Source organism: Galactobacillus timonensis, from assembly GCF_900240265.1.
GTDB lineage: Bacteria > Bacillota_I > Bacilli_A > Erysipelotrichales > Erysipelotrichaceae > Bulleidia > Bulleidia timonensis.
Map to the genome: position 1 here is coordinate 347,050 of NZ_LT964739.1, position 23,441 is coordinate 370,490.

The following is a 23,441-nucleotide window of genomic DNA, read 5'->3' on the forward strand; positions in this document are numbered from 1 at the left end:
AAGCCCTTAACTTAACGCCATTGCGCCATCAGTTCCGTCTTTTTTCTTCGATACCATGTTGGGATCAACACTGCGCACTGCCTGCATTCCTTCTGCCTGAATCAGCTCCAGATCTCCGGAAATCACCTCATACTCCTTCGAGAAAATTTCAAAGGCCTGGTACGGATCCAGCAAGGAAAATCCTTCAAATCTCCGGAACAAATCATCCCGGAGCAGATCCTCCGTCCGCGGAACGGAAATTGACTCTGCCTGATCAATCAATGCATGTTCCAGGTAACTGTCATAATCTGCAAACGCATCCTTAAACCTGTTTTCAAACGCCTGCACATCCTTGTTACGGTGGATTGCACCAACAATGTCATCCGTATGCAGCGAAAGATATGCGCCGTGTCCTTTGAACAGTTCATTCTTTAACGAAGGAAAGGCAGACCAGTACGCATCGAAGTCATGCAGTTCCTTCTCCGGAATACCGCCAAACATGGACGCATAGATATCCCAGCTCTCTGCTTTCTCAGAAGAATCAACATAGCGCGGAATGTTCAGATTGTAATCATTCCGGCGGATCTCCTCCAGACTCACGCGGCGCGAATAATTCGCCACATCCATGCGCTTCGTAACTGTATCCACAATCTTGCGGATATCACATGCACGCAACTTATTATTCTTGCCTTCTTTTTCAAAACCTTTGGATGCATCAACGATCAAGACATCCGTATTCTCACGTTTCTGACGCAGAATCATAATGATTGTCGGAATGCCTGTACCAAAGAAGATATTCGCCGGCAAACCGATGATTGCATCAATATTGTTACGCTCAATCAGGTTGCGGCGAATCTCACCTTCCTCGCCTCCCCGGAACAAAACACCATGTGGAAGAACAATTGCCATAATTCCATTCGGTTTCAGATGGAACAGATCATGCAGCAGAAATGCGTAGTCTGCTTTTGACTTTGGTGCAAGCCCATAACCCGCAAAGCGCGGATCATTTTCCTTGTTCTTCGGATCCCAGGATTGCGAATAAGGTGGATTGCGAACAACCGCATCCACGTAAAGCGGCTCATATGTCGACTTCGGATCCGACTCATCAAAATACGGCCAGTCTTCTTCCAGCGTATCTGCATTACGCGTCACAATGTTATCCGGAAGAATCCCCCGCATCACAAGATTCATACGTGTCAGGTTGTACGTATTCGCATTCAGCTCCTGCGCATAATAACGGATCTTATTTTGATCATCCAGATAATGCGCACAAGCACGGCCAATATTTAAAAGCAGCGAAGCAGATCCCGACGTCGGGTCATAGATTTTAATTTCTTCCCTTCCCTTGAGATGATCTGCAATGATATAAGCCATCAACAGCGAAACTTCGTGCGGCGTATAGAATTCTCCGGCTTTTTTGCCTGCACTCGACGCAAACTTTCCGATCAAATCCCCATAGATATAGCCAAGCAGATCGTAATCCTGCTTCCCGTCCATCGGAATCGTATCAATCAAATGAATCAATCCACTGACCGCCGTCGTCTGGCTCTTCGTATTTTCGCCAAGCTTGCTCAGTCCCGTTTCCAGCGTATTGAAGATATTGGCATATACCTTCTGATGCGAAGGAGAGATTAAACGCGAAAACGCAGATAGACCTGAGCGCACATTGCCGACCGAAAAGTCCGATCCCATCTTGATCCAGGTCGAAAATAGATTCTCATACGCAATGAAATACCCCAGATTCTGCTGCATCAACGACTTACCAGAATAGTTGTCCGGTGCATCCTCGTTCACATATTTCTTTATGCTGTCTTCATCATAGCCACGGCTCTTAAGCCACTGTTCCTCACGTTCCGAAAGATACTTATAGAAAATGAAGCCCAGAATATAATCCTTGTACTCCGACGCATCAATCTTCGAGCGCATGCCGTTCGCTGACGCCCAGATCTTTGCCGACAGCTGCTGCTTATTCATAATGATCTGTCCCCCCACTTATTCAAGTTCTATTTTAAACATTCGCCGGCACATTTTTCTGCCTATGCAAGCAAGACGAAGAAAATATGTGGGCATGTGAATATCACCGATCGAATTATTCACCCGATCGTTCACCCCGGGGGTGAACGATCTTTTTATGTTTCTCCTTTAGCTTTTTCGACAGGCTGCAATCAACCTTTCTCTATCGCACCACATAAAAACAGCGCCAGACACACCTGCCCGGCACCGCTGTTATTTTTTCTACAGATTACTCTGCCACTCGTCTTCCTTCAGATTCGTAATGATGTACACCAGCGCACCCGCCAGACACAGCAGGAAGATCAGCACCGAAAGAGCCTCCGCATGCTGGTAGTCCATATAGGTTGCCACCTGCGTATACAGCAGAATGCCAAGCATCTTCGGATTGTTCGGGCCCGTCAGATACGGAATCGTAAACGACGCAATCTTCCCCATCCCAATAAACGTAGCCGCAAGAATAATATCCCGGTACATCAATGGCAGAACAACGCTGCGAAGAACTTGCAACTTACCGCACCCCGCATCTCTTGCACTCTCAACATACGAATCCGAAACCGCCGACAGCGAAGCACTCATCATCATCATCATCATCATCGTCGCAAACGGAATGGAAAACCAAAGATTCGAAACCACAATGCCCTTCATCGAATACAGAAGCCCAGGCTTAGACGTAAACCCAAGCATCCTGCAGAAACGCGCAATGAAGCCCGAATCCTTAATAATATTCATCACACCTTACACCGCCGCCACAGGGAAGCCTTCCAGCACCAGCTTCGTCCACCAGGCCAGCGTCTTCTCATTTTCTGAATCATTCTTAAAAGACCGCCATATTCAATTCACGCGGTCACCATCAGTAATGTGTTAAACATTTGTTTGTTTCTTAAATATTGTGCAAATGAAGAATCGGTCAGAAAACATGAATCATCTAAACATACATACAATTATTCAAAGAATGTAAAAGAAATACACATACCCGTATTTGACATATCTTTGTCAAGACAGGAAATTCCCGTGCCGATGAACTAGAATAAGGGCACGAAACAACAAATATCCCGCTGATACAACCATGCAGGAAGGAGGCTAAACTATGTGTACCTGCGCAACCTATCAGAAAAAGGATCATTACTTCGGACGCAACCTCGATCTTGAATTCTCCTACTCGGAATCCGTGACGATCACGCCCCGGAACTTTCCGCTGCCATTCCGTACAAAGCCGGCCATTGACAAGCATTACGCCATGATCGGCATGGCCTTTGTCTGCGGCGGCTTCCCGCTTTATTACGATGCGACCAATGAATACGGACTCTCGATGGCAGGCCTCAATTTCCCGGGCAACGGCTTCTTCCCCGAAGTACAAAACGACGGCAAAGACGAAATCTCGCCGTTCGAATTCATTCCCTGGATCCTGAACCAGTGCAAAAACCTCACGGAAGCCGAAGCTCTGCTCAATAAGATTCGTCTCGTGAACATTCCCTTCAGCGACAAGCTTCCGATCACGCCGCTCCACTGGATGATCTCCGACCAGACCGGATCCATCGTCCTGGAATCCGTAAAGGACGGCATCCATATTTATCCCAACCCGGTCGGCGTCATGACCAACAATCCTACCTTCGACATTCAGTTGTTCCGTCTCAATGATTACCGCAACGTTTCCCCTTCCGCTGCGCCCGCAAAGTTTGCGCCAAACGTTGAGCTCAACGAGTACAGCCGCGGCATGGGCGGCATCGGCCTGCCAGGCGACCTTTCGTCCGGCTCCCGCTTTGTCAAAGTCGCTTTCACGAAGCTGAACTCTGTCTCCGATGAATCGGAAGACTCCGCCGTCAGCCAGTTCTTCCATATCCTGGGCTCTGTTGAACAGCAGCGCGGCTGCTGCGACCTGGGCGAAGGCAAATATGAGATCACAATCTACTCCTCCTGCTGCAACATGGATCAGGGCATCTATTACTACCGCACCTATGACAATAGCCAGATCTCTGCCGTCTATATGCATCACGAAAATCTTGACGCAAAGGATCTGATCTCGTATCCTCTCGTCACTCAGCAGCAGATTCATTCCGTCAACTGACAAGCATCATTCAGGCATCTTAAAAACCTCAGCCGGTTCAGCTGCTGAGGTTTTTCTTTTTGTATCGTTTTGCGTCTTTGTTCTTTCTGTTGTGTTAGTCAGAGATGCTTTCGGCAGCCTTCTCACCGGCCACGACACCGGATCCGATCGCCCACGAATTCATCATCGCCGTCATCGAATCGGCACCGTTAGCACCGCCGACAACCGAACCTGCACCATACAGATTGCCGATCGGCTCACCAGACGTATTCAGAATCTGCATGTTCTCGTTGGCCTTGAGACCGCCCAGCGTCGTGCAGAAACGAGGACGCTGCTCAACGACGTAGTACGTACCGCCTTCTGCCAGCGCAACCGGATCCTCCTTGCCAAACGCATCGGTTCCCGCCGCACAGTCCGCATTGTACTGCGCCACCGTCTTGGCAAGTTCATCCGCATCGATGCCCATCGTCTTCGCAAGTTCGGAAAGATCTGTACCCTGCGCAAGAACCGGACGCCCATCGTTTTCAATCGACTCCCACTTGTACAGATCATCTTCCGAAGCCACCAGCTTGTCTTCCAAAGACTTATCTACATATGCCTTCCAGGCGTCTTCATCCATGATGAGATAAAGAATCTTATCATCCTGCGCAACCGTAGCGTTCGTAATATCCGCAAGCGTACCTGTCTCCTTCACGACACGGTCACCCTTCGTATTGACATAGATTGCGCCATGCCCCTTGGTCGCAGCCGTCGAACTTGCCGTTGCCGCAAGGGCACGTCCCGGCACCGTCTCAACACCCTGCGGATACACCTTGACCAGATCCATATTGATCGTATCTGCACCAACCTCCGTGCCAAGATTCAGACCATCGCCCATATCGGTCGTACGGCCATAGAACATGTAGCCGCTCAACGAATCCGGCAACAGCGACGTGTTGGCACCAAAGCCGCCAGCCGCATCAATCGTTGCCTTTGCCGTAATGTCGATCGTTCCCTGCTTGTCTTCGCATTCGACGCCGGTCACATTGCCATCCGCATCGGTCAAAAGCTTCACAGCCTTCGTTCCCAATAACAGCTGACCGCCGCGGTCCTCAAAATTCTTGACCATAACCTGGAAGAACTCGTAGCTTCTGCCCACGACGCCGATCTGACGGTTCGCGGAATGGTCCGGATACTGCGTCGCCGCAACATCATACGGAACCTTCATATCATCGACCAGCCAGTCAACCGTCGAACCAATCGTCTCCGTAATCATCTTCACCAGAGCCGGATCATTCTTATTCAGACCAATCCGCATAATATCGTCATATGCAAGCTCTGGCGAATCATTGTTTTCACCAAGCTTCTCCTTCTGGAACTTCGAACCCGTCGCAATCAGCGTACCAGCGTTGCACATCGTATCGCCGCCGACCATATCATTCTTCTCAACAAGAATGACCGACTTGCCCATATCGGCCGCCTTCGTCGCGGCTGCGACACCACCGCCGCCAGCGCCGATGACGACAACATCCGCCTCCATCGTCCGCGTCTCAGAGATCTTCTGCGTCTCTACCGGCGTATTGAATGCATCTCCGGACGGGTCTGCATCTTTCAGCGCATCTCTGCAGGCTGCCTTGATCGCCGCCGAAGTAACCGTCGCACCGGTCACGTTATCCACGTTCAGCGTATTGTTGGTGACCATCGCCTGCGGAATCTGCTCCACAGCCACATCACCGATGCCCTGCGTCTCAACGTTGTCCGTCACCTGCACATCAGCGATCTTACCATCCTTGATAGTTACGCTGACGCTGATCGGGCCATTGTTACCGTCGGCCGTACCTTCATATGTACCATCTGCCACTGCCGCTGCCGAAGCAGAAGCCTTAGCCGAAGCTGTCGCAGCCGCCTGAGTGCTGCCGCCAGAACAGCCCGCAAGCATTGCTGCACACAAAAGTAATGCACACAATTTCTTCATGCCTTTTCTCCCTCCGCTGACTGGATCATAATCATCCAGCCATCTGCCAAAAACAATAAACCACCACATCATTGCCGGAGAATTATCCATTTTCCGATGATGCGAAAATTTCATGAGCAATCATCTTGACCACGTATTCACAAAAACAAAGAATAACAAAAATAGAGAATATAGTGGCAGTTTCATCGCATTATTTCGCATCACGCGAAAAACGGTTACAATACATCCGGAAACGAACCAGGAGAACTTCCTATGACACTTACTCAGCGGCAGTATTGGATGCTGCGCGCCTTTTATAAAAATGAAGGTCAATTTATCAAAACTTCCTATTTTGCCAATGCACTCCACTGCACGACACGCAGTATTCAGAACGATCTGGCTACCCTGCGGCATATTACCAGGCAGGAGCCTTCATTTCTTCTGGAAAACCGAAAAGCCAATGGAACACGCATCATCATCTTTGACAGCGACGGCTTTCAGCACTATCTCGACACGAATTCCGATCCATCCATAGAGCGCATGAACAATAAGGATTACCGGATCATGGAACTCTTCAGGATTCTCCTCCGCACCCGGGAGCGCATCGCCCTTAAAGAACTTAGTACCATTGCCTTTTCCAGTACCTCAACCATCCGCAGCGACCTCAAAGAACTTTCATCGCTCCTTTCCCGATTTGATCTGTCCCTTTCTGTTGAACGGGGCTATGCCATCCTCGATGGCAAAGAATCTGCCCGGCGCCAGGCCATCTTCTTCCTTGCCATGGATCAGGAAATGGCGCATTCCGCCATACCTGGTCTGAGGGAAAGCAGCACACTCTTTTCAACCATTCTCACCACTGCCGCAAAAAAGGAAGGCATGGCAATCTCCGACTATTACCGTAATCGTGCCATTTTCCTCCTCCAGATTGTCTTGAAACGTATCGCGGAAGGATTTTATCTCGAAGAAAACTGTTTCAATGATCAACCAACGGTGCCATCGCTGAATATTTCTACCGCCCTGTTCAACGCAGCCAGAGATGCGTGGCACATCACGATTAAGCAGCAGGAACTTATCTATTATGCCTTTCTGCTTCAGCCTGCCCTGATGACGAATGATCCCCCAGCACTTACAAGCACCATTCCATGGGTCCATGCATCATTGGAAAAGATCAGTGCCCTCTTTCCTGTCGTTTTGAACGAGGATGTCATTCTGATTCATCATCTGAATGCCTGCATTCCCGATCTGACGCACTATATCCAGGCAAAGATCAAAGAGCCTCATGATCTCGATGAATTTGTTGCCAGTCAAAATCCAATGGCAATGGATATGGCAATCCTCTTTGCCCATCACATGCATCAGAATACAGGCCTCAAGACTTCGCCGCATGCAATCTGTCAGCTTAGTCTCTTTTTCCAGGACAGCCTGCTCCGCCATGGCCTTGTTCGTTACAGAATCGGTCTCATCACAGCCCTGCCTGACGCAGAAAAAATTCTTTTAAAAGAATTGCTGCGCAAAGAATTCGGCAGCCATATTGATACCATCGATTTATTAAACTCGCCCAAAGCCGGCTATGACCGTCTGCTTACAACGGAAGAAGAAATTGCTAACAACAGGCCGAACATTTCGTATCTGATTTATCCACCGGATCATAGGCAGCTGGAGAATATATATTCCATGATCACCGGCTATTCGCCGGATCATGTCCTGCGGCTGTTTTCATCGAAGCTTTTTTTCACTGCCGACATCGATGATCGCACCGCAGCTGAGAACTATCTCATTCAACAAACCAGCCGGATCACTTCCAACAGCCTTCTTTCCAGTTCGATCCAGGAGCGTAATGCTCTTTTCTCCAGTTATTACGAAAATGGGGTGGCAATTTTGAAACCGATCATGCCCATGCCCGCAAAATCATTCGCATCCATACTCTTGCTGAAAAACGGCATTTCCTGGGAGCCAGGCCATACCGTATCACTACTGATTCTTCTCTCGGTTTCGCAAAAGGATCCAGAAACCATGATGGCATGCAACGATTTGATTCCCTCCCTGTTTGAAGCCGGATGGCGCCAATCCCTCAACGGCAGCGATCACTTCCCGGACCTGATCAATCTCTTCCGTGTCCGTCTCAGCCGTTGTCTGTTTGAAAGCGGCATGCCGAATCTGAAGCCCGATCCCCGGTTCCCTGGGAACTAATTCCGAGAAGAATTTGCTTATCAGCGAAAAATATCACACATCACCAGAAATCAATGATCCCTAGTGTTCCTTTGATCACAATTTCCTTGTTAGCACAAAAAAACGTTCCCGCGAAGGGAACGTCTTTTCTGGCAATTACTGATTGTCGCTCTTGAGTCCGTACTTCTTGTTGAACTTCTCAACACGGCCGGCTGCCTGAGCAAATCTCTGACGGCCCGTGTAGAACGGATGGCAGTTGCTGCAGGTATCAACACGAATCTCCTTCAGTGTCGAACCCGTCTCGAATTCGGAACCGCAGGACGTGCAGACGACCTTCGCCTTGTAATACGCCGGATGAATGCCTTCCTTCATAACTCTTAGTCTCCCTTCTGCCTTAAGCCTCTAAACGTGCTTAAAGAAAGTGCGAATGAATCATAGCACGAACAGCCAAACCGATCAACCCTCAATCCATCACGCGATCACTTCCCGTACAATGGTTGCACCGATTTTGCGGAGCTTCTCATCAATCTTTCCATAGCCACGATCAATGTGATAGATATCATGAATCTCGGTCACACCATCTGCCACAAGGCCAGCAATAATGAGACATGCCCCACATCTCAGATCCGTTGCCGTCACCTTATCTCCATAGAGACGCGTCGGCCCTTTGATCGCCGCCACACCATCGCCAAGCTCAATGTCCGCGCCCATTCGCTGCAGCTCCAGGCAATGCTTAAAGCGCTCCTTATAAACCGTATCTTTCACCTGCGAAATCCCATCCGCCTGCGTCAATACTGCCGTCAATGGCTGCTGCAGATCCGTCGCAAAACCAGGATACGGACGCGTCACAATATCTGTCGCCTTCAGAATACTCCGGGGACGATGCACAAGAATACTGTCAACCCGAATATCCAGGTCCGCGCCCATCTCTGTCAGCTTCGACGTCAACGCCTCAATGTGCTGCGGAATGATGTTGGTAATCCGCACATCATCCCCCATCGCTGCCGAAAGAATCACAAACGTACCGGCTTCAATCCGGTCCGGAATAATCTCATGCACACAGCCCGAAAGCGTCTGCACACCATCGATCACAATGACATTCGTCCCTGCCCCATGGATATCGGCACCCATCTTGTTCAGGAATGTTGCCACATCAATGATCTCCGGCTCCTTTGCCGCATTCTCAATCGTCGTTCTGCCTTCAGCGCAAACCGCCGCCAGCATTATATTGATCGTTGCACCGACCGAGGCGATATCGAGGAAAATCTTCGTTCCCCAAAGATGATCCGCCTTAATCGTATAGCAGCCCTTTTCATAATCGACACTTGCGCCCAGAGCCTCAAACCCCTTCAGGTGCAGATCAATCGGCCGCGGTCCCAGATAACAGCCACCCGGCATCTTGATGCGAACATAGCCATACTTCCCAAGTAACGCCCCCATAAAGTAATAGGACGCCCGCAGTTTCGTCACCGCATCCGAAACAAGATCCACATTTCGCATATGCGTCGGATCAATAATGAGATGACTCGTCTTCTCCGTTACCGAAACATTCAGCTCCCGAAGAATTGCCGACAGATTATCCACATCCATAATGTCCGGAACACCAGCGATCGTTACCGGCGCATTTGCCAGCACCGCCGCCGGAATCAACGCAACCGTCGCATTCTTGGAACCCGAAATCTCAACATCGCCCACCAGACGATGGCCACCCTCAATTCGAAACACTTCTTCCATCCTGATCCTCCAAAAGCACCCGTTCATACATCCCGGTGCTGTCCTTCACAATCCAGTCCGCCGCCGACTGATCCTGCCCATAGCGCTTATCCTCACGTGCAATCACGCGCAAACCCGCATTTTTCGCCGCCGCAATCCCATCCGCACTGTCCTCATAAACGATACATTGCAGGGGCGATAACCCAAGAACACGCATCGCATGCAAATAAACATCCGGCGCCGGTTTCGGCCGATCCACCTGATCACTCGAGATTGCAAAATCAAAGTACTCTGCCAGCCCGATTTCCGCAAGGCACTGATCAATCACATCCTTCGGAGAGCTCGAGCACACAGCCAGAATTTTCCCGTCACTTTTCAGCTTCTGCACCGTACTAGGAACATCCGGAAATACGATCGACTTAAAATCCACCGGATGATCCACAAAGTACTGATCATCCGCCCGTTTCACATCCTCATAGGGCACTTTATGATCCAGCAGATCATAAAAATAATGATAAACCCCATCCATATTCTTGCCGATCACGCCATACAGACCACTGTCCCTCCCCGTATAGCCAAGCGACCGCAGAACCTTCAGATTTCCCTCCATATAGGCACGCTCACTATCAAAGAGAATGCCATCCATGTCAAACAAAACCGCCCTGATCATATGTCCCATTATTCTACCATGCCCCCGCCAGAGAATTCGCAGACCCAAACGAAAAGACGGAGCATCGTCACCCCGTCTTCCCACATAATTCTCTTTTTCTGACTGCTTACTCTGCGGCCGCCGTCGTACCGGCAATCCGTCCACAGGTACTGTAAAGACCAAGCGAACCACCCAACATATAGTTCTCGTTATAGAAGTAGCGGTTGCTCATTTCGCCAGCCGCATACAGGCCCTTGATTGGTGAACCATCCACCTTCAAAACGTGCTGCTGATCATCCGTCTTAACACCACCCGTAGACCCAAAGGTTGTCGGAACATATTCCAGCGCATAATACGGTCCCGTTTCCAGCGGGCTCAGGTATTCTGCCGCTTTGCCGAAATCCGTATCTTCGCCTGCCTTGCACAGGTCGTTGTAATGCAGAATCGTATCCGAAAGCACAGTTTTATCAACGCCGATCGCTGCCGCAAGATCCTCAACCGTCTCACCGCTCTTCACCGCATCCAGATCTGCACCGGCCTCAAGAATCGCCGCCGCATCCGCATCCTTCGAATCAAAGACAAAGTAGAAAGGCCCATTGCCGTTCTGAATCATATCCGAAGCCAGCGCATCCATATACGGAACCGTCGGAACCTCAGCCGCAAACCGCTTACCGCTGCCATCCACAAGCAGCGCCTTTGAAACATCGACACCCGCAAGATCACGATCCTTCTCCAGTGCCGACGGTTCTACCTGCGTCGCCCACAGGGAACCAAAGCCCGTGCCATCCTCGAAGAAGTCCGCACCGACTTTCTCTGCCATACGGAAGCCATCACCGGTAGCCGTCGCTGCCGCACCGGAAACCGTCTTAACTGCCGCAAGCTTCGGCGCATACTTTGCAAGCAGCTCAGGATCATTCGCATAGCCGCCGGTTGCCAGAATCACCGCCTTGGCAGAATAGGTAATCACCGCATCCTTTGTTTCCGCAACAGCTCCTGTCACCGCTCCATCTTCCGATGTCGTCAGTTCCGTCGCCTTCGTATTCAGTTCCACCTTGACGCCGGCAGTGTCCAAAGCGTCCGCAAGATCGCTCACTAAGCCAGGTCCATTATCAACATCGTGCGCACAAACATAGGTACCGCCATCAAAAGCAGTAAAGGGAGCCTCATCCCAGCGCACGCCTTTTTCCGCCAGCCAGTCAATCGTCTCACCTGTTTTGGAAAGAACCAGGTCCAGTCTGTCCCAATCCGGATATCCCGAATCAGCGCCGCTGTAAGACATATGATCCTTCCATGCCTTTTCCATCGACGCCAGCGACTGATCCGCACCACTGTCCTTATAAAGCTCGGAATCGACGCAAATCAAATAGCCGCCCGCGACTTTCACTGTACCGCCAAGATCGCCTGCCGCTTCCAGCAGCGTAACATCCGCTCCAGCGTCTTTCGCCGCAAGTGCCGCACTCATACCGGCCATACCGCCGCCGATGACAAGCACATCCGTCGCTTCCGACTTCTCCTCTTTGGCAGCCGTCGTTTTTTCCGCAGCCGCCGTCGGCACCGTGCCGCCAGCCTGAACGATACAGTCATTGACAGCCGCAATAATAGCATTGCTCGTTAATGTCGCACCCGAAATAACATCCACCTGCGTACTCTGAGCATCCACAATCTCCTGCGGAATCTGATCAAACGCCGGCTTTGCAATGGCTTCGGTCTCACTGTTATCTCCGATGGTGACACTCTTAATGGCATCGTCTGTAAACTCGACCGTCACCTGCACATCTCCGTTTTTACCGGCACCTGTTCCTGTATAGCTGCCAGCCTTATACAGCGGCGTCCCGGTCGAATTCTGCGAGCTGCCGCAGCCTGCTAAAGCAAGCATTGCCGCAAGGCCCAATGAGAAATACCTCTTCTTCATATAGTTTCCCTCCAATATTTACTATTTTAGTGAATTGCTTAACAACTTGAAGGACACAACACCGCCCATCTGTCTATTGCCGTAGGATAGCCATCGTGAACAAAGCGAAAAAAGCCCACAGATCAAAATGACCTGTGAGCATTTTGTAAAGAATAAGAATACTAATATTTCAGAGCCGATTACTCAGCCTTGCCATCGGAACCGTAAGCCTTGATCAGTTCCTCTGCCTTGGCAACAACTGCTTCGCAGCCCGGCTTCAGAAGCTTACGAGGATCGTAGCCCTTGCCCTCGTGATCCTTGCCTTCTTCGATATACTTGCGCGTAGCAGCAGCGAATACCAGCTGCAGTTCCGTGTTGATGTTAACCTTGGAAACACCAAGTGTAACAGCCTTATGAACCTGCTCGTAAGGAATGCCCGAGCCACCGTGCAGAACCAGCGGTTTGCCGTTGACAGCCTTGTTGATCTCATCCAGACGATCAAAGTTCAGACCAGCCCAGTTAGCCGGATAGATACCATGAATGTTACCGATACCGGCAGCCAGGAAGTCAACGCCAAGATCCGAAACCATCTTGCACTCAGCCGGATCAGCCAGCTCGCCCTGCGACGTAACACCGTCTTCGGTGCCGCCGATGCCGCCGACTTCGCACTCTACCGAGATTCCCTTGGAATGAGCCAGCGCAATGATTTCCTTCGACTTAGCGATGTTCTCCTCGATCGGATAATGAGAACCATCGAACATAACGGAAGTAAAACCAACCTCGATGCACTTCTTGGCGCCCTCATAGGTACCATGATCCAGATGCAGCGCAACCGGAACCGTAATGCCCATCGAATCGTACAGATCACGTACCATGTCAGCGACAACCTTGAAGCCGCCCATGTACTTGCCCGCACCTTCCGAGCACTGAATAATGACCGGAGACTTCATTTCCTGCGCAGCCGTCAGAATGCACTTTGTCCATTCCAGGTTGTTCGTATTGAAGGCCGGAATCGCATAATGGCCCTCATGAGCCTTGTTGATCATTTCCGTAGCAGATACTAATGCCATATTTAGAAACATCTCCTTTTCTTACGCTATTTTAGCATCTCTTCAATTCATGTGATACCATCAACGACCAAAAAGACGGCACACCGAAGCACACCGCCCTCTCAATCCTATTAATAAGATTCCTCGTCACTCGCAAGATCGACTGCTTCAGCCTCATCCGAATCCTCGGCATCATCATCCGAGTCATCCAGATCCTCATCCGCCGCATGAAGCTCCTCAAACTTACGACGGCTCCGCAAATCCCATTTATTGCCCTTAAGAGCCGCAAACCGGCTATCCATCATAAGTTCACTGTAAAACTGCCGCTTCTTACGCGCCAGCTGCTCCGGCGGAATGTCCATAGCCTTAGCGACATCATCCCAGAGCTTCGTAAACTCAATCTCTCTCTTGCGTTTTTCCATGCAGCTGTAGGCCGCATCTGTCATTGAAATCTTCGTGCTCATACGATTCTAGAACCTGTCTCCTAATCACTCAATGTTGAGATATATGTATATACCTCATTACTCGAAGAACTTTATCAACCTGCATGCAGAATGTCAAGGCACAAAAAGACACATATTTTGTACCCATTAATGGAACTCAATCTCAAACCGCAGACTGCTCACAGTTTCTTCACCCTCCACCATGGCATAGGATATTTTCCATACAGATTCTGAAACATCCCGTTCCAACAGACGCGCCTTCAACCCCATCACACCGTAGGCGGAACGTACCACCGCCGCACCATCCCTGTCCGCATAGAGATGCACCTTACTGTGCGTCTCACCATCATGTTCCAGAACGATCCGGTTCTCTTCCACCGCAATCGAAGACGTGCCATCCTCCATCACATAGGTAAGAACACCATCCACCAGCTCGCCCACCAGAGAAGGATAATATTCCTCCTCATTGAGCAGACGATCCGTACGCTTCAGACCAAACCGGACCTTCACTCGCCAAGCTCCTTCGGAAAATAGATCCGATCATCATAATGCTGCGGACCATGCACCAGCGAATAGACGATGTTGCTCGCATCTCCAAGCTCCAGAATCTCACCCGTATGCATACGGACCCAGATCGCATTGCCCTTGCTGCCCGCATAAGGCACATAAGGACTCTGACGCACATCATCCCGGCACAGATAGTATTTCGGATCCAGCCCCGCCTTCTTCAGCTGCGCACGCCGCCGGCGAAGATTGGCATCGCTGACCTCCTCATACTCAAAGAGATCACGATCCACCAAACGCCTTGCAAGATCCGCCGTCACCGCATCCTTCGACTTCGTCAACAGCTCAAAGGCATAGGTACACGCATCCTCATCCAGCGCATAGTACTCGCCAAGGCTCAGCTTCCCGTCCCGGATCAGACGATCCATCTCCGGAATCGAAGACGAAAGCCTGCCCGCCCTCGCCTCACTGCGCAAACGTGCAAACAGCCGGTGCATGATATTTTCATAGCTCCTTGCCGTCGGATGATAGTACACCTGCCAGTACATGTGGTAGCGGGCCATAATGTAGTTCTCAACGGCATAGATGCCGCTCTCCTTGACGACCAGCTTCCCGTCAGAGACCCGCAGCACACGCAGAATCCGCTCCAGATCAAATTCACCGTATGCCGTACCCGTAAAGTATGCATCCCTGCGCAGATAGTCCATTCGGTCCGCGTCCAGCTGACCCGACACCAGCTGCGGAAGCAGCGGATTGGCCGACTTATGACGGATCACATCCGCAACCTCGTGCGACAGTCCTTTGGCCGCCGATTCCAGAATCCCGCTGATTTCAGGATCCTCTTCAATGATCCGGCATGTCCACATCTCATGCGACTGCTTCAGAACGCCTTCAAACGCATGCGAATACGGCCCGTGACCAATATCATGGAGCAGCCCCGCCAGCATCACTGTCACCTTCTCACGCTCATTGAGCGCATTGGCAATGTCCGGCACCTCCGAAACCATGCGCCGCACAATCTCATACACCCCCAGCGAATGGCCGAATCTCGTGTGGTCCGCCGTATGGTAGACCATATAGGCGCCACCCAGCTGCCGGATTCTGCGCAGCCGCTGAAACCACCGGCTGTTGATACAGTCCCACACCACCTTGTAATCCACATGGATATAGCTGTGGACCGGATCCCGCAGCACCTTCTCTTCCGGCGTCTTCTCAAACATGTGCTTCCTCCAGTAGAACGACTGCCTGCGCCATCACGCCTTCACCACGACCCACAAAGCCCATGCCTTCCCCGCGTGTCGCCTTGATCGAAACCTGCGATATATCACACTCCAGCACCCGTGCAAAGTTCTCACGCATCGCCTGGATATGGGGAGCCATCTTCGGCTTCTCGATCAGAACGAGACAGTCAATATTGCCTACCCGGTAGCCCCTCTCCTTCATCATCCGCACCACTTCACCAAGAATGAGCAGCGAATTGACGCCTTCCCACTTCGGATCCGTGTCCGGAAACCAGTGGCCAAGATCACCTAACGCCAGCGCCCCCAGAATCGCCTCCGCCGCCGCATGCGTCAGAGCATCCGCATCACTGTGACCAATCAGCCCCTTTTCATACGGAATCTCCACACCGCCAAGAATCAGTTTCCTGCCTTCCCCAAGACGATGAATATCTGTCGACTGTCCGATCCTCATTCCAGAACCTCCTTCTCTATCTACCATTCGTAATGTATTATTGATTTTTAAGCCGCTTCCGTTCAACAGCGTTGATTCTTTCAAAATAATTCCACAAAGCAATAACTCATTGCGACTAAGCCGCAAATCGTAACACGTTTGAAAATCAAAGTTTATATACCACCATTATCTGCGAAATCACAGCAATATTAGCCGCTTAGCCAGTTTTTCACTTCGCTTCTATTAATTGAATGAACTCCCTCTTTGGCTTCTAACAGTTTCTGAACACTGCCCATTCTGCTATAAGGCAATTATATTTGTGCACCACATGATTTGTAAGATTCTACAGTTCCCTATGAATCGTTTACTCATATACTTTATATTGTGTCATTTGAAAAGACCTAAAAGCTTATAATAAAGCCATGACAGACATTCAGATGCCGCTTCCCGAAGAAGTTCTCACCGCCATCCATATTCTCAACAACGCCCATCAGGAGGCGTACGTTGTCGGCGGAGCCGTACGTAACTTTCTGCTGAACCGTCCCGTCCATGACTATGACATCACCACCAGCGCCAAACCCGAAACAACAATGGCACTATTCAAGGACTATCCCTTACTTCTCTCAGGTCTCAAGCACGGAACCGTAAGCGTCATCTTCGGCAAAGGCAAGGTGCTGGAAATCACCACCTACCGCACCGAATCCGCATACAAAGATCACCGCCACCCGGATCACGTCACCTTCACCAGCAGTCTGAAAGACGACTGTGCCCGCCGCGACTTCACGATCAACGCCCTGTGCTATCATCCGCAGCTCGGCCTCATGGACTTCTTCCATGGCCTCGATGATCTCAACAACCGCATCATCCGCACCGTCAACGATCCTACCGAGCGCTTTACAGAAGATGCCCTTCGCATCCTGCGTGCCGTTCGCTTCGCTGCCCAACTGGGTTTTACGATCGAAGAAAACACCGCCAGGAGCCTGCAGGAAACAGGCTACCTTCTGGACTACATCTCCTTTGAACGCATTCATGATGAACTGCAGGCGATCTGCAGCAGTCCGCACACTGCGGATATACTGCTGCAGTATCAAAGCATCTTTAAGATCATTCTTCCGGAAATTCAAGGTCTTGACGAACAGGAATGGAATCGGCGCTGTGCTGCGGTGAACCGCTGCCGGCAGATAAGTAATGTGGTTCTGGCTGTCATTCTCGGCTCCAAGGACAATGCAGATCAGGCAATGCGCCGCCTGAAATATTCCAACGACGACTGCCGCGAAGTAAAGTACATGCTTGCATATAAAGATGTGCCGTTAGAAACGGACAGTGATCTGCGCCATCTTTTGTGCTGGCTGCCGATTCCGGTGCATACGTATTTTGTCTACCGGAAAGCAATGGATCCCGATCTGAATACCGAAGCAGCGGAAGCACGCTGCCGGAAGATGATCAATGCCAATGTCTGTGTCTCGATCCGTCAGCTTGCCATCAATGGCAGCGATCTTGCGGAAATGGGTATTCCTGGCCGGATGCGGGGAACCATCCTTTATGACACACTGGAGCAGGTGTTAAACGAAACGCTGCCCAACGATCGTAAAGCTCTGCTTTCCTATGTTCAGTCGAAAACCCGCTGATACGCATAGCGATCGGTACCGTCCTGAATCTGAATGATGCCGCAGTATGTAAATCCTTCATGTTCCAGCGCATGCCGCATCCGCATGTTTTTTTCATGCGTATCGATGCGCAGATTATGGAAACCGTCACGGCGAATCTTTTCTACGCTCCAGGAAACCATCGCATGAAACAGATGCTGACCACGAAGTGACGTACGCACCGCACTGCGATGAATGACGGCGTAGGGCTCTTCATTGAGCCACCTGCCCGTAATCTTTCCATAATACGGATCCGCCTCCTCCTTCATGCAGAAGGTGCCGACGATGCGATCCTCTTCAACGACGACATGGGAATTTCCTCCAGCGATATCATCCTGTATCTGTTCCCTGCCCGGATAGCCGTTGATCCATTGCGGAATCCCTTCCCGATGCATCTCACACTGCGCATCGTGAATCACTTCCATAATCCCATCCAGATCACAAAGCTGTGCTTTACGTATTTCCATAGATTCCGCTTCCTTCATCTTACTCCGGTCTACTTTAGCAGGAACCACTGCGCATGGTACAGAAAAGAAACATAAAATCCCCGACCATTGCCGGGGATCCAATCATGATTAATCCACATTTTATTCTTGTTCAAGCGCCTTCTTCAGATCCTCCATACTTTCATATCCCACTGTGTTTGAATCACGGGATAGGCGCCTTGCCTCTTCGATAGCGTCCATCACTTCCTGCCGATAGGTGGCGGTATCCGTGTTCATATTGCAAGTAATATTTGCGTTACTCTTCTTCGTTTCAGACATACGCAAATCTCCCGATAATCATTTCATCGCATCAATTTCCGGATCCCAGTCAAACTGCGTTCCATCAGAGCTCACCAGGTATCCCTGGATCTTCCACGCAGGAATTAAAAAGCCCGTTTCCGGAATAAAAGCATAGTCCCTAGTTACACTCTTGACAACTGCTTTCCCAGGCCAGTGTCCCACCCCGACATCCTTTGCCACGGAAAGACTATTGGCGGACGAAATACAAGGCACACGATCAACACGCCTGCACCAAATCCGATGATCATCAATCTCCGTAACACTTCCATCCAGCATAAGTGTAACTTCAACTGCTCCGTTCACAATGATATCATCGCTGCTCTCTGTGCTCTCAAACACCAGATGAACATCCTCGTCCCCATAGGCACCACTGTCATCTTCAGCAAATGAAACTGTTGAATCGTCAATGCCAAAACGGCGCAGACCATCCCAGGCACGCTCTAACAGCTGCTGCTGTGTTAAAGTTTCGCTGACGCCTGCATGCCTTCCATACCTGACCGTCCACGTATGATAGGGATAGAGAAAGATACAGGCACCATCACTTCCATTTAACTGTGCAACGGCTTCTTCTCCATCATCACCTGTCCATATTCCCTGTATGCCGCTGTCTTTTTGAAGCTGTTTCTTCAATGTTTCAATATCTGTTTTCTCTTCATACTGGTAAACATTCCTGACTTCCTCATGATCGTCAGTATTGCACTGCACATCGATTGATGCGGGTATAAGGTGCCCATAATAGAGATTGCCATACTTCCTTGCACCATTCACCAGCTGAACACCAACAAAAAGAAGTACCGTCAAGCAGAGGACAAACACCGAAACCGCAATATTGCCGTTGGAAGATCTACGATTCCTGTCCCGGCCCAGCAACATCAAAAGCGCAAAGCCACACATACCGCCAACCGTATTGGCAATTACATCATCAATATCCGTTCCCCGAAAACTGATCAGCTGCAACAGCTCCGTCGCAAGACTCAGAACGAAGGACAATGAAATCATCTTTCTCCAGCTTCTGAACTTTGGAAACACAAGGGGGAACAAAATTCCTAAAGGAACAAACATCACAATATTCAACAAAAACTGCCACACTCCTGCCGCATTTGTTAAACCATAGCGACAGGCAATATAAAACATGCGCAGAGGCCGAAGATTATAGCGTTCCCCCATTCCGTTACCAAATGGCATCATCTGCGTCACATAGATGAACATCACAAACCAGCCTGTCAAAAGATACTCAACGATCATCTGACGTTTCGTAAGCTTTGAGAATCCGCCTTTTCTGAATCTGCATACTAACGCATAGATTCCTGCAGCCACCAAAGCCGCCAAAGGCAAAATAGGCAGAATTTTCAATATATCCCGCATCTTTGTCGCTCCCATCCACCGTACTCTTCCATCAGTACTACGAATCAAACCGACGATCGGATCCTGAAAATATAAGAAAAGGACCGCCTCCCTCTCGGGAAACGATCCTCTTTGTCTGCATTCCAGAAGAAACGAAGAAACGGATTACTTAGCCTTCTTCTTGGCAGCCGTCTTCTTAGCAGCCGGCTTCTTCGCAGCAGCCTTCTTGGCAGCCGGCTTCTTTGCAGCAGCCGGTTCATCCTGCGACAGAGCCTTGACGTTGTAGAACGCCTTCTTGCCACGATACTGAGCAACCGGGCCAAGCTCCTCTTCAATCCGCATCAGCTGATTGTACTTAGCGATACGGTCCGTACGGGACATAGAACCTGTCTTGATCTGACCAGCGTTGACGCCGACAACCAGATCCGCAATCGTCGTATCCTCGGACTCACCCGAACGATGCGAAACAACAGCAGTCCAGCCCGCTTCCTTAGCCATCTCAATAGCATCCAGAGTCTCGGTCAGTGTACCGATCTGGTTCAGCTTGATCAGAACTGCGTTAGCAGCCTTGAGCTCAATACCCTTCTTGATGAACGTCGTGTTCGTAACGAACAGGTCATCACCAACGAGCTGAATCTTGTCACCAAGACGCTCACGGAGCTTCTGCCAGCCTTCCCAGTCATTCTCAGCAAGACCGTCTTCCAGAGAGATCAGCGGATACTTCTCCGTCCACTTCTCATACATATCGATCATCTCTTCGGAAGTCTTCTCGCCTTCGCCGGAACGCTTCAGAACATAGACACCCTTCTTCTCATCATAGAATTCGGAAGAAGCCGGATCCATTGCGAAGCAGATATCCGTACCAAGCTTATAGCCAGCAGCTTCAACAGCCTCTGTCATCAGCTCCAGCGGACCTTCGTTGCCAAGCGTCTCCAGCGGGCCCTTGCCGTTCGGCAGAGAGGACGGAGCGTAGCCGCCTTCATCACCGACAGCCGTATTGTATCCATACTTCTTCAGAACCGTCTTCAGAGCGTGGAATACTTCCGCACCCATACGAACAGCCTCATGGATATTCTTAGCGCCAACCGGCATGATCATATATTCCTGGCAGTCAGCAGCCGAATCCGCATGCTTGCCGCCGTTGAGGACGTTCATCATCGGAACCGGCAGAACCTTTGCATTCGCACCGCCGATATACTTGTACAGCGGCTCTCCATAGTAGTCAGCAGCTGCACGTGCGCATGCCAGCGAAACAGCCAGCGTCGCATTCGCGCCCAGGTTGGACTTGAACGGCGTACCATCGAGGTCCAGCATAACCTTATCAATTGCGGACTGCTCCGTAACATCCATACCGATGATCTTCGGCGCAATCTTCTCATTGACATTGGCAACAGCAGTCAGAACGCCCTTGCCGCCGTAACGGGACTTGTCACCATCACGAAGCTCAAGAGCCTCGCGCTCACCAGTGGACGCACCGGACGGAACAATTGCACGACCGAATGCACCGGACTCCGTAGTTACTTCGCACTCAACCGTCGGGTTGCCGCGAGAATCGAGAACTTCACGAGCATAAACACTTACAATATAAGGCATCTAGATTTCTCCTCCTATTTCTGCCTGTACTGCCATTACTTTGTTGCGTCAACGAGCGCCTTGAAGGAATCAACCTTCAGCGAAGCGCCGCCGATCAGAGCACCGTCAATATCCGGGCATGCCATGTATTCCGCAATGTTGTTCGGCTTCACGGATCCACCATACTGAATGCGGACAGCCTCAGCCGTCGCCTCATCATACAGAGCCTTCACCGTGTCACGAACCAGCTTGCAGCAGGACTCAGCCGTATTGACATCTGCCGACTTGCCCGTACCGATCGCCCAGATCGGCTCATAGGCAATGACCATCTTTGCAACTTCCTCTGCCGTCAGCCCGGCAAGCGACTCTTCGAGCTCCTTCTTCAGAACCTCGGCAGTCTTGCCGGCATCATACTCGGCTTCCGTCTCACCAACGCACAGAATCGGCGTAATGTCTGCCGCAAACAGACGCTTAGCCTTCGCAGCGCAATGAGCCGAAGTCTCAGCATAGTATGTACGGCGCTCGGAATGACCGATGATGCAGTACGTAATGCCGACTTCCTTAAGCATCGGAACAGAAACTTCACCGGTGTAGGCACCGGAATCGATCTCGTTGCAGTTTTCCGCAGCGACCTTGACCGCACCTGCCTCAGCGACAGCAACGCCCAGATCTACATACGGAGCAGCGATACCGTAATCCGCCTTCTCCTTGCCAGTGACATAACCCTTGATGCCCTCGAAGAACTCCTTCGCCTCCGACGGCGTCTTGTTCATCTTCCAGTTACCGAAAATTACAGGCTTACGCGACATGGATTACTTCTCCTTGATGACTGCAATGCCCGGCAGTTCCTTGCCTTCCATGTATTCCAGGGAAGCGCCGCCGCCAGTGGAAATGTGGGAGAACTTATCCGCAAAGCCCAGGTTCTTCGCAGCCGAAGCCGAATCGCCGCCGCCGATAATTGTTGTCGCACCATCGAGGTTAGCGAGCGTCTCGCAGATTGCTTCGGTTCCCTTTGCATATTCCGGCTTCTCGAACACGCCCATCGGACCATTCCAGAATACGGTCTTGGCACCTTCGAGTTCCTTTTGGAACAGCTTCACAGTCTCCGGACCAATGTCCAGACCCTGATAGCCGTCATCGACTTCACCGGCCTTGACAACCTTCACATCCGTTGCATTGTCGAATGCGTTTGCTTCAACAGTATCAACCGGCAGGAACAGCTTGCCCTTGCCCTTTTCCAGGAACTCACGGGCCAGATCTTCCTTGTCAGCCTCAAGCAGAGAATCGCCGATCTTGCCGCCGACCGCAGCCGAGAATGTATAGGACATACCGCCGCCGATCAGAACCTTGTCGGCAATCTTCAGAAGGTTTTCAATGACGCCGATCTTGTCGCTGACCTTCGCACCGCCGAGAATCGCAACAAACGGACGCTGCGGATCATTCAGAGCCTTGCCCAGAACATTGACTTCCTTCTCAACGAGGAATCCAAGAGCCGAAGGCAGATAGGTCGGAATGCCGACCGTCGAAGCGTGTGCACGGTGTACAGAACCGAATGCATCTTCGACGAACAGATCGCCCAGAGAAGCCCAGTACTTGCCAAGCTCCGGATCGTTCTTCGTTTCGCCCTTCTCATAACGCGTATTCTGCATCAGAACGATGGAACCGTCCTTCTGCTCCTTTACTGCCTCTTCCAGTTCCGGACCGCGGGTCGCATTCACAAACTTGACCGGCGCACTCTGCAGCTCCGCAAGGCGGGTCGCAACGATGCTCATATCGTTCTTCGCCTTGTCCTCTTCCGTCTTGATCTTTCCAAGATGCGACAGAAGCAGAACCTTTGCACCATGCTCCGTCAGATAGTTGATGGTCGGCAGCGCTGCACGGATACGATTGTCGTCCGTAATCTTGCCGTCCTTGTGCGGAACGTTGAAGTCAACACGAACAATTACGTGTTTTCCCTTGACGTCCAGATCCTTGACAGTAACCTTTGCCATAGTCTAGTTATCCTCCTCTTATGTAAGTTACCGTGAGAATTATAG

At 50.8% G+C, this 23,441-nt stretch carries 21 protein-coding genes; 3 read left to right on the forward strand and 18 right to left on the reverse strand.

Features of this window, described 5'->3' with window-relative positions:
- Positions 1–6: 6 nt before the first annotated feature.
- On the reverse strand, positions 7–1,953 hold the full coding sequence (locus C1714_RS01610; protein ID WP_102341546.1) for a type I restriction-modification system subunit M: 1,947 nt from the start codon (positions 1,951–1,953) through the stop codon (positions 7–9).
- A 261-nt stretch (positions 1,954–2,214) separates the two neighbouring features.
- On the reverse strand, positions 2,215–2,721 hold the full coding sequence (locus tag C1714_RS01615; protein ID WP_102341547.1) for an ABC transporter permease subunit: 507 nt from the start codon (positions 2,719–2,721) through the stop codon (positions 2,215–2,217).
- 358 nt (positions 2,722–3,079) lie between these two features.
- Here C1714_RS01615 and bsh point away from each other — a divergent pair, with 358 nt between their 5' ends.
- The gene (bsh, locus tag C1714_RS01620) at positions 3,080–4,057 is read left to right on the forward strand and encodes a choloylglycine hydrolase (RefSeq protein ID WP_102341548.1); all 978 of its coding nucleotides are present in this window, start codon (positions 3,080–3,082) and stop codon (positions 4,055–4,057) included.
- A gap of 94 nt (positions 4,058–4,151) precedes the next feature.
- On the opposite strand, the gene C1714_RS01625 is transcribed toward bsh, so the two are convergent.
- Positions 4,152–5,990 carry an FAD-dependent oxidoreductase gene (locus C1714_RS01625; protein WP_102343120.1) on the reverse strand — a complete coding sequence of 613 codons (1,839 nt, stop codon included), beginning with the start codon at positions 5,988–5,990 and terminating at the stop codon, positions 4,152–4,154.
- A gap of 252 nt (positions 5,991–6,242) precedes the next feature.
- Between C1714_RS01625 and C1714_RS01630 the strand changes: the two genes are divergently transcribed.
- Positions 6,243–8,159: a BglG family transcription antiterminator gene (locus C1714_RS01630; protein ID WP_102341549.1), complete on the forward strand. Its 1,917-nt coding sequence runs from the start codon at positions 6,243–6,245 to the stop codon at positions 8,157–8,159.
- Positions 8,160–8,294: 135 nt separating this feature from the next.
- On the opposite strand, the gene rpmE is transcribed toward C1714_RS01630, so the two are convergent.
- The 9 genes from rpmE to ispF all read right to left on the reverse strand — a co-directional run bounded on the left by rpmE (position 8,295) and on the right by ispF (position 16,079).
- The gene (rpmE, locus tag C1714_RS01635) at positions 8,295–8,510 is read right to left on the reverse strand and encodes a 50S ribosomal protein L31 (RefSeq protein WP_102341550.1); all 216 of its coding nucleotides are present in this window, start codon (positions 8,508–8,510) and stop codon (positions 8,295–8,297) included.
- A gap of 99 nt (positions 8,511–8,609) precedes the next feature.
- A complete protein-coding gene (locus tag C1714_RS01640; protein ID WP_102341551.1) occupies positions 8,610–9,872 on the reverse strand; it encodes a UDP-N-acetylglucosamine 1-carboxyvinyltransferase in 1,263 nt (420 codons plus the stop codon).
- Positions 9,850–10,521: an HAD family hydrolase gene (locus C1714_RS01645; protein ID WP_167849886.1), complete on the reverse strand. Its 672-nt coding sequence runs from the start codon at positions 10,519–10,521 to the stop codon at positions 9,850–9,852. The genes C1714_RS01640 and C1714_RS01645 overlap by 23 nt, the downstream gene beginning before the upstream one ends.
- Before the next feature lie 106 nt (positions 10,522–10,627).
- Positions 10,628–12,412: an FAD-dependent oxidoreductase gene (locus C1714_RS01650; protein ID WP_102341553.1), complete on the reverse strand. Its 1,785-nt coding sequence runs from the start codon at positions 12,410–12,412 to the stop codon at positions 10,628–10,630.
- 179 nt (positions 12,413–12,591) lie between these two features.
- Positions 12,592–13,461 (reverse strand): class II fructose-1,6-bisphosphate aldolase, encoded by an 870-nt coding sequence (fba, locus tag C1714_RS01655; protein ID WP_102341554.1) that lies wholly within the window; start codon positions 13,459–13,461, stop codon positions 12,592–12,594.
- Between the two features lie 110 nt (positions 13,462–13,571).
- Entirely contained in the window at positions 13,572–13,904 is a 333-nt protein-coding gene (gene rpoE, locus C1714_RS01660) for a DNA-directed RNA polymerase subunit delta (RefSeq protein WP_102341555.1), read from the reverse strand.
- Positions 13,905–14,030: 126 nt separating this feature from the next.
- Positions 14,031–14,393 (reverse strand): hypothetical protein, encoded by a 363-nt coding sequence (locus tag C1714_RS01665; protein ID WP_102341556.1) that lies wholly within the window; start codon positions 14,391–14,393, stop codon positions 14,031–14,033.
- Positions 14,390–15,607, reverse strand: a complete 1,218-nt coding sequence (locus tag C1714_RS01670; RefSeq protein ID WP_102341557.1) for an HD domain-containing protein — start codon at positions 15,605–15,607, stop codon at positions 14,390–14,392. The genes C1714_RS01665 and C1714_RS01670 overlap by 4 nt, the downstream gene beginning before the upstream one ends.
- Positions 15,600–16,079 carry a 2-C-methyl-D-erythritol 2,4-cyclodiphosphate synthase gene (gene ispF, locus C1714_RS01675; RefSeq protein WP_102341558.1) on the reverse strand — a complete coding sequence of 160 codons (480 nt, stop codon included), beginning with the start codon at positions 16,077–16,079 and terminating at the stop codon, positions 15,600–15,602. The genes C1714_RS01670 and ispF overlap by 8 nt, the downstream gene beginning before the upstream one ends.
- Positions 16,080–16,480: 401 nt before the next feature.
- On the opposite strand from ispF, the gene C1714_RS01680 reads away from it, so the two are divergent.
- Positions 16,481–17,686: a CCA tRNA nucleotidyltransferase gene (locus tag C1714_RS01680; protein WP_102341559.1), complete on the forward strand. Its 1,206-nt coding sequence runs from the start codon at positions 16,481–16,483 to the stop codon at positions 17,684–17,686.
- On the opposite strand, the gene C1714_RS01685 is transcribed toward C1714_RS01680, so the two are convergent.
- From C1714_RS01685 to C1714_RS14370, 6 genes are all read right to left on the reverse strand, one after another.
- Positions 17,668–18,171, reverse strand: a complete 504-nt coding sequence (locus C1714_RS01685; protein ID WP_167849887.1) for a GNAT family N-acetyltransferase — start codon at positions 18,169–18,171, stop codon at positions 17,668–17,670. The genes C1714_RS01680 and C1714_RS01685 overlap by 19 nt on opposite strands.
- A 120-nt stretch (positions 18,172–18,291) precedes the next feature.
- Entirely contained in the window at positions 18,292–18,468 is a 177-nt protein-coding gene (locus C1714_RS13920; RefSeq protein ID WP_167849888.1) for a hypothetical protein, read from the reverse strand.
- Between the two features lie 18 nt (positions 18,469–18,486).
- Positions 18,487–19,806, reverse strand: coding sequence for a VanZ family protein (locus tag C1714_RS01690; protein ID WP_167849889.1), 1,320 nt, complete (start codon positions 19,804–19,806; stop codon positions 18,487–18,489).
- A gap of 192 nt (positions 19,807–19,998) precedes the next feature.
- Positions 19,999–21,426, reverse strand: coding sequence for a phosphopyruvate hydratase (eno, locus tag C1714_RS01695; RefSeq protein ID WP_102341562.1), 1,428 nt, complete (start codon positions 21,424–21,426; stop codon positions 19,999–20,001).
- A 35-nt stretch (positions 21,427–21,461) separates the two neighbouring features.
- Positions 21,462–22,214 carry a triose-phosphate isomerase gene (gene tpiA / locus C1714_RS14365; RefSeq protein WP_102341563.1) on the reverse strand — a complete coding sequence of 251 codons (753 nt, stop codon included), beginning with the start codon at positions 22,212–22,214 and terminating at the stop codon, positions 21,462–21,464.
- 3 nt (positions 22,215–22,217) lie between these two features.
- Entirely contained in the window at positions 22,218–23,396 is a 1,179-nt protein-coding gene (locus tag C1714_RS14370; RefSeq protein WP_102341564.1) for a phosphoglycerate kinase, read from the reverse strand.
- Positions 23,397–23,441 lie beyond the last annotated feature (45 nt).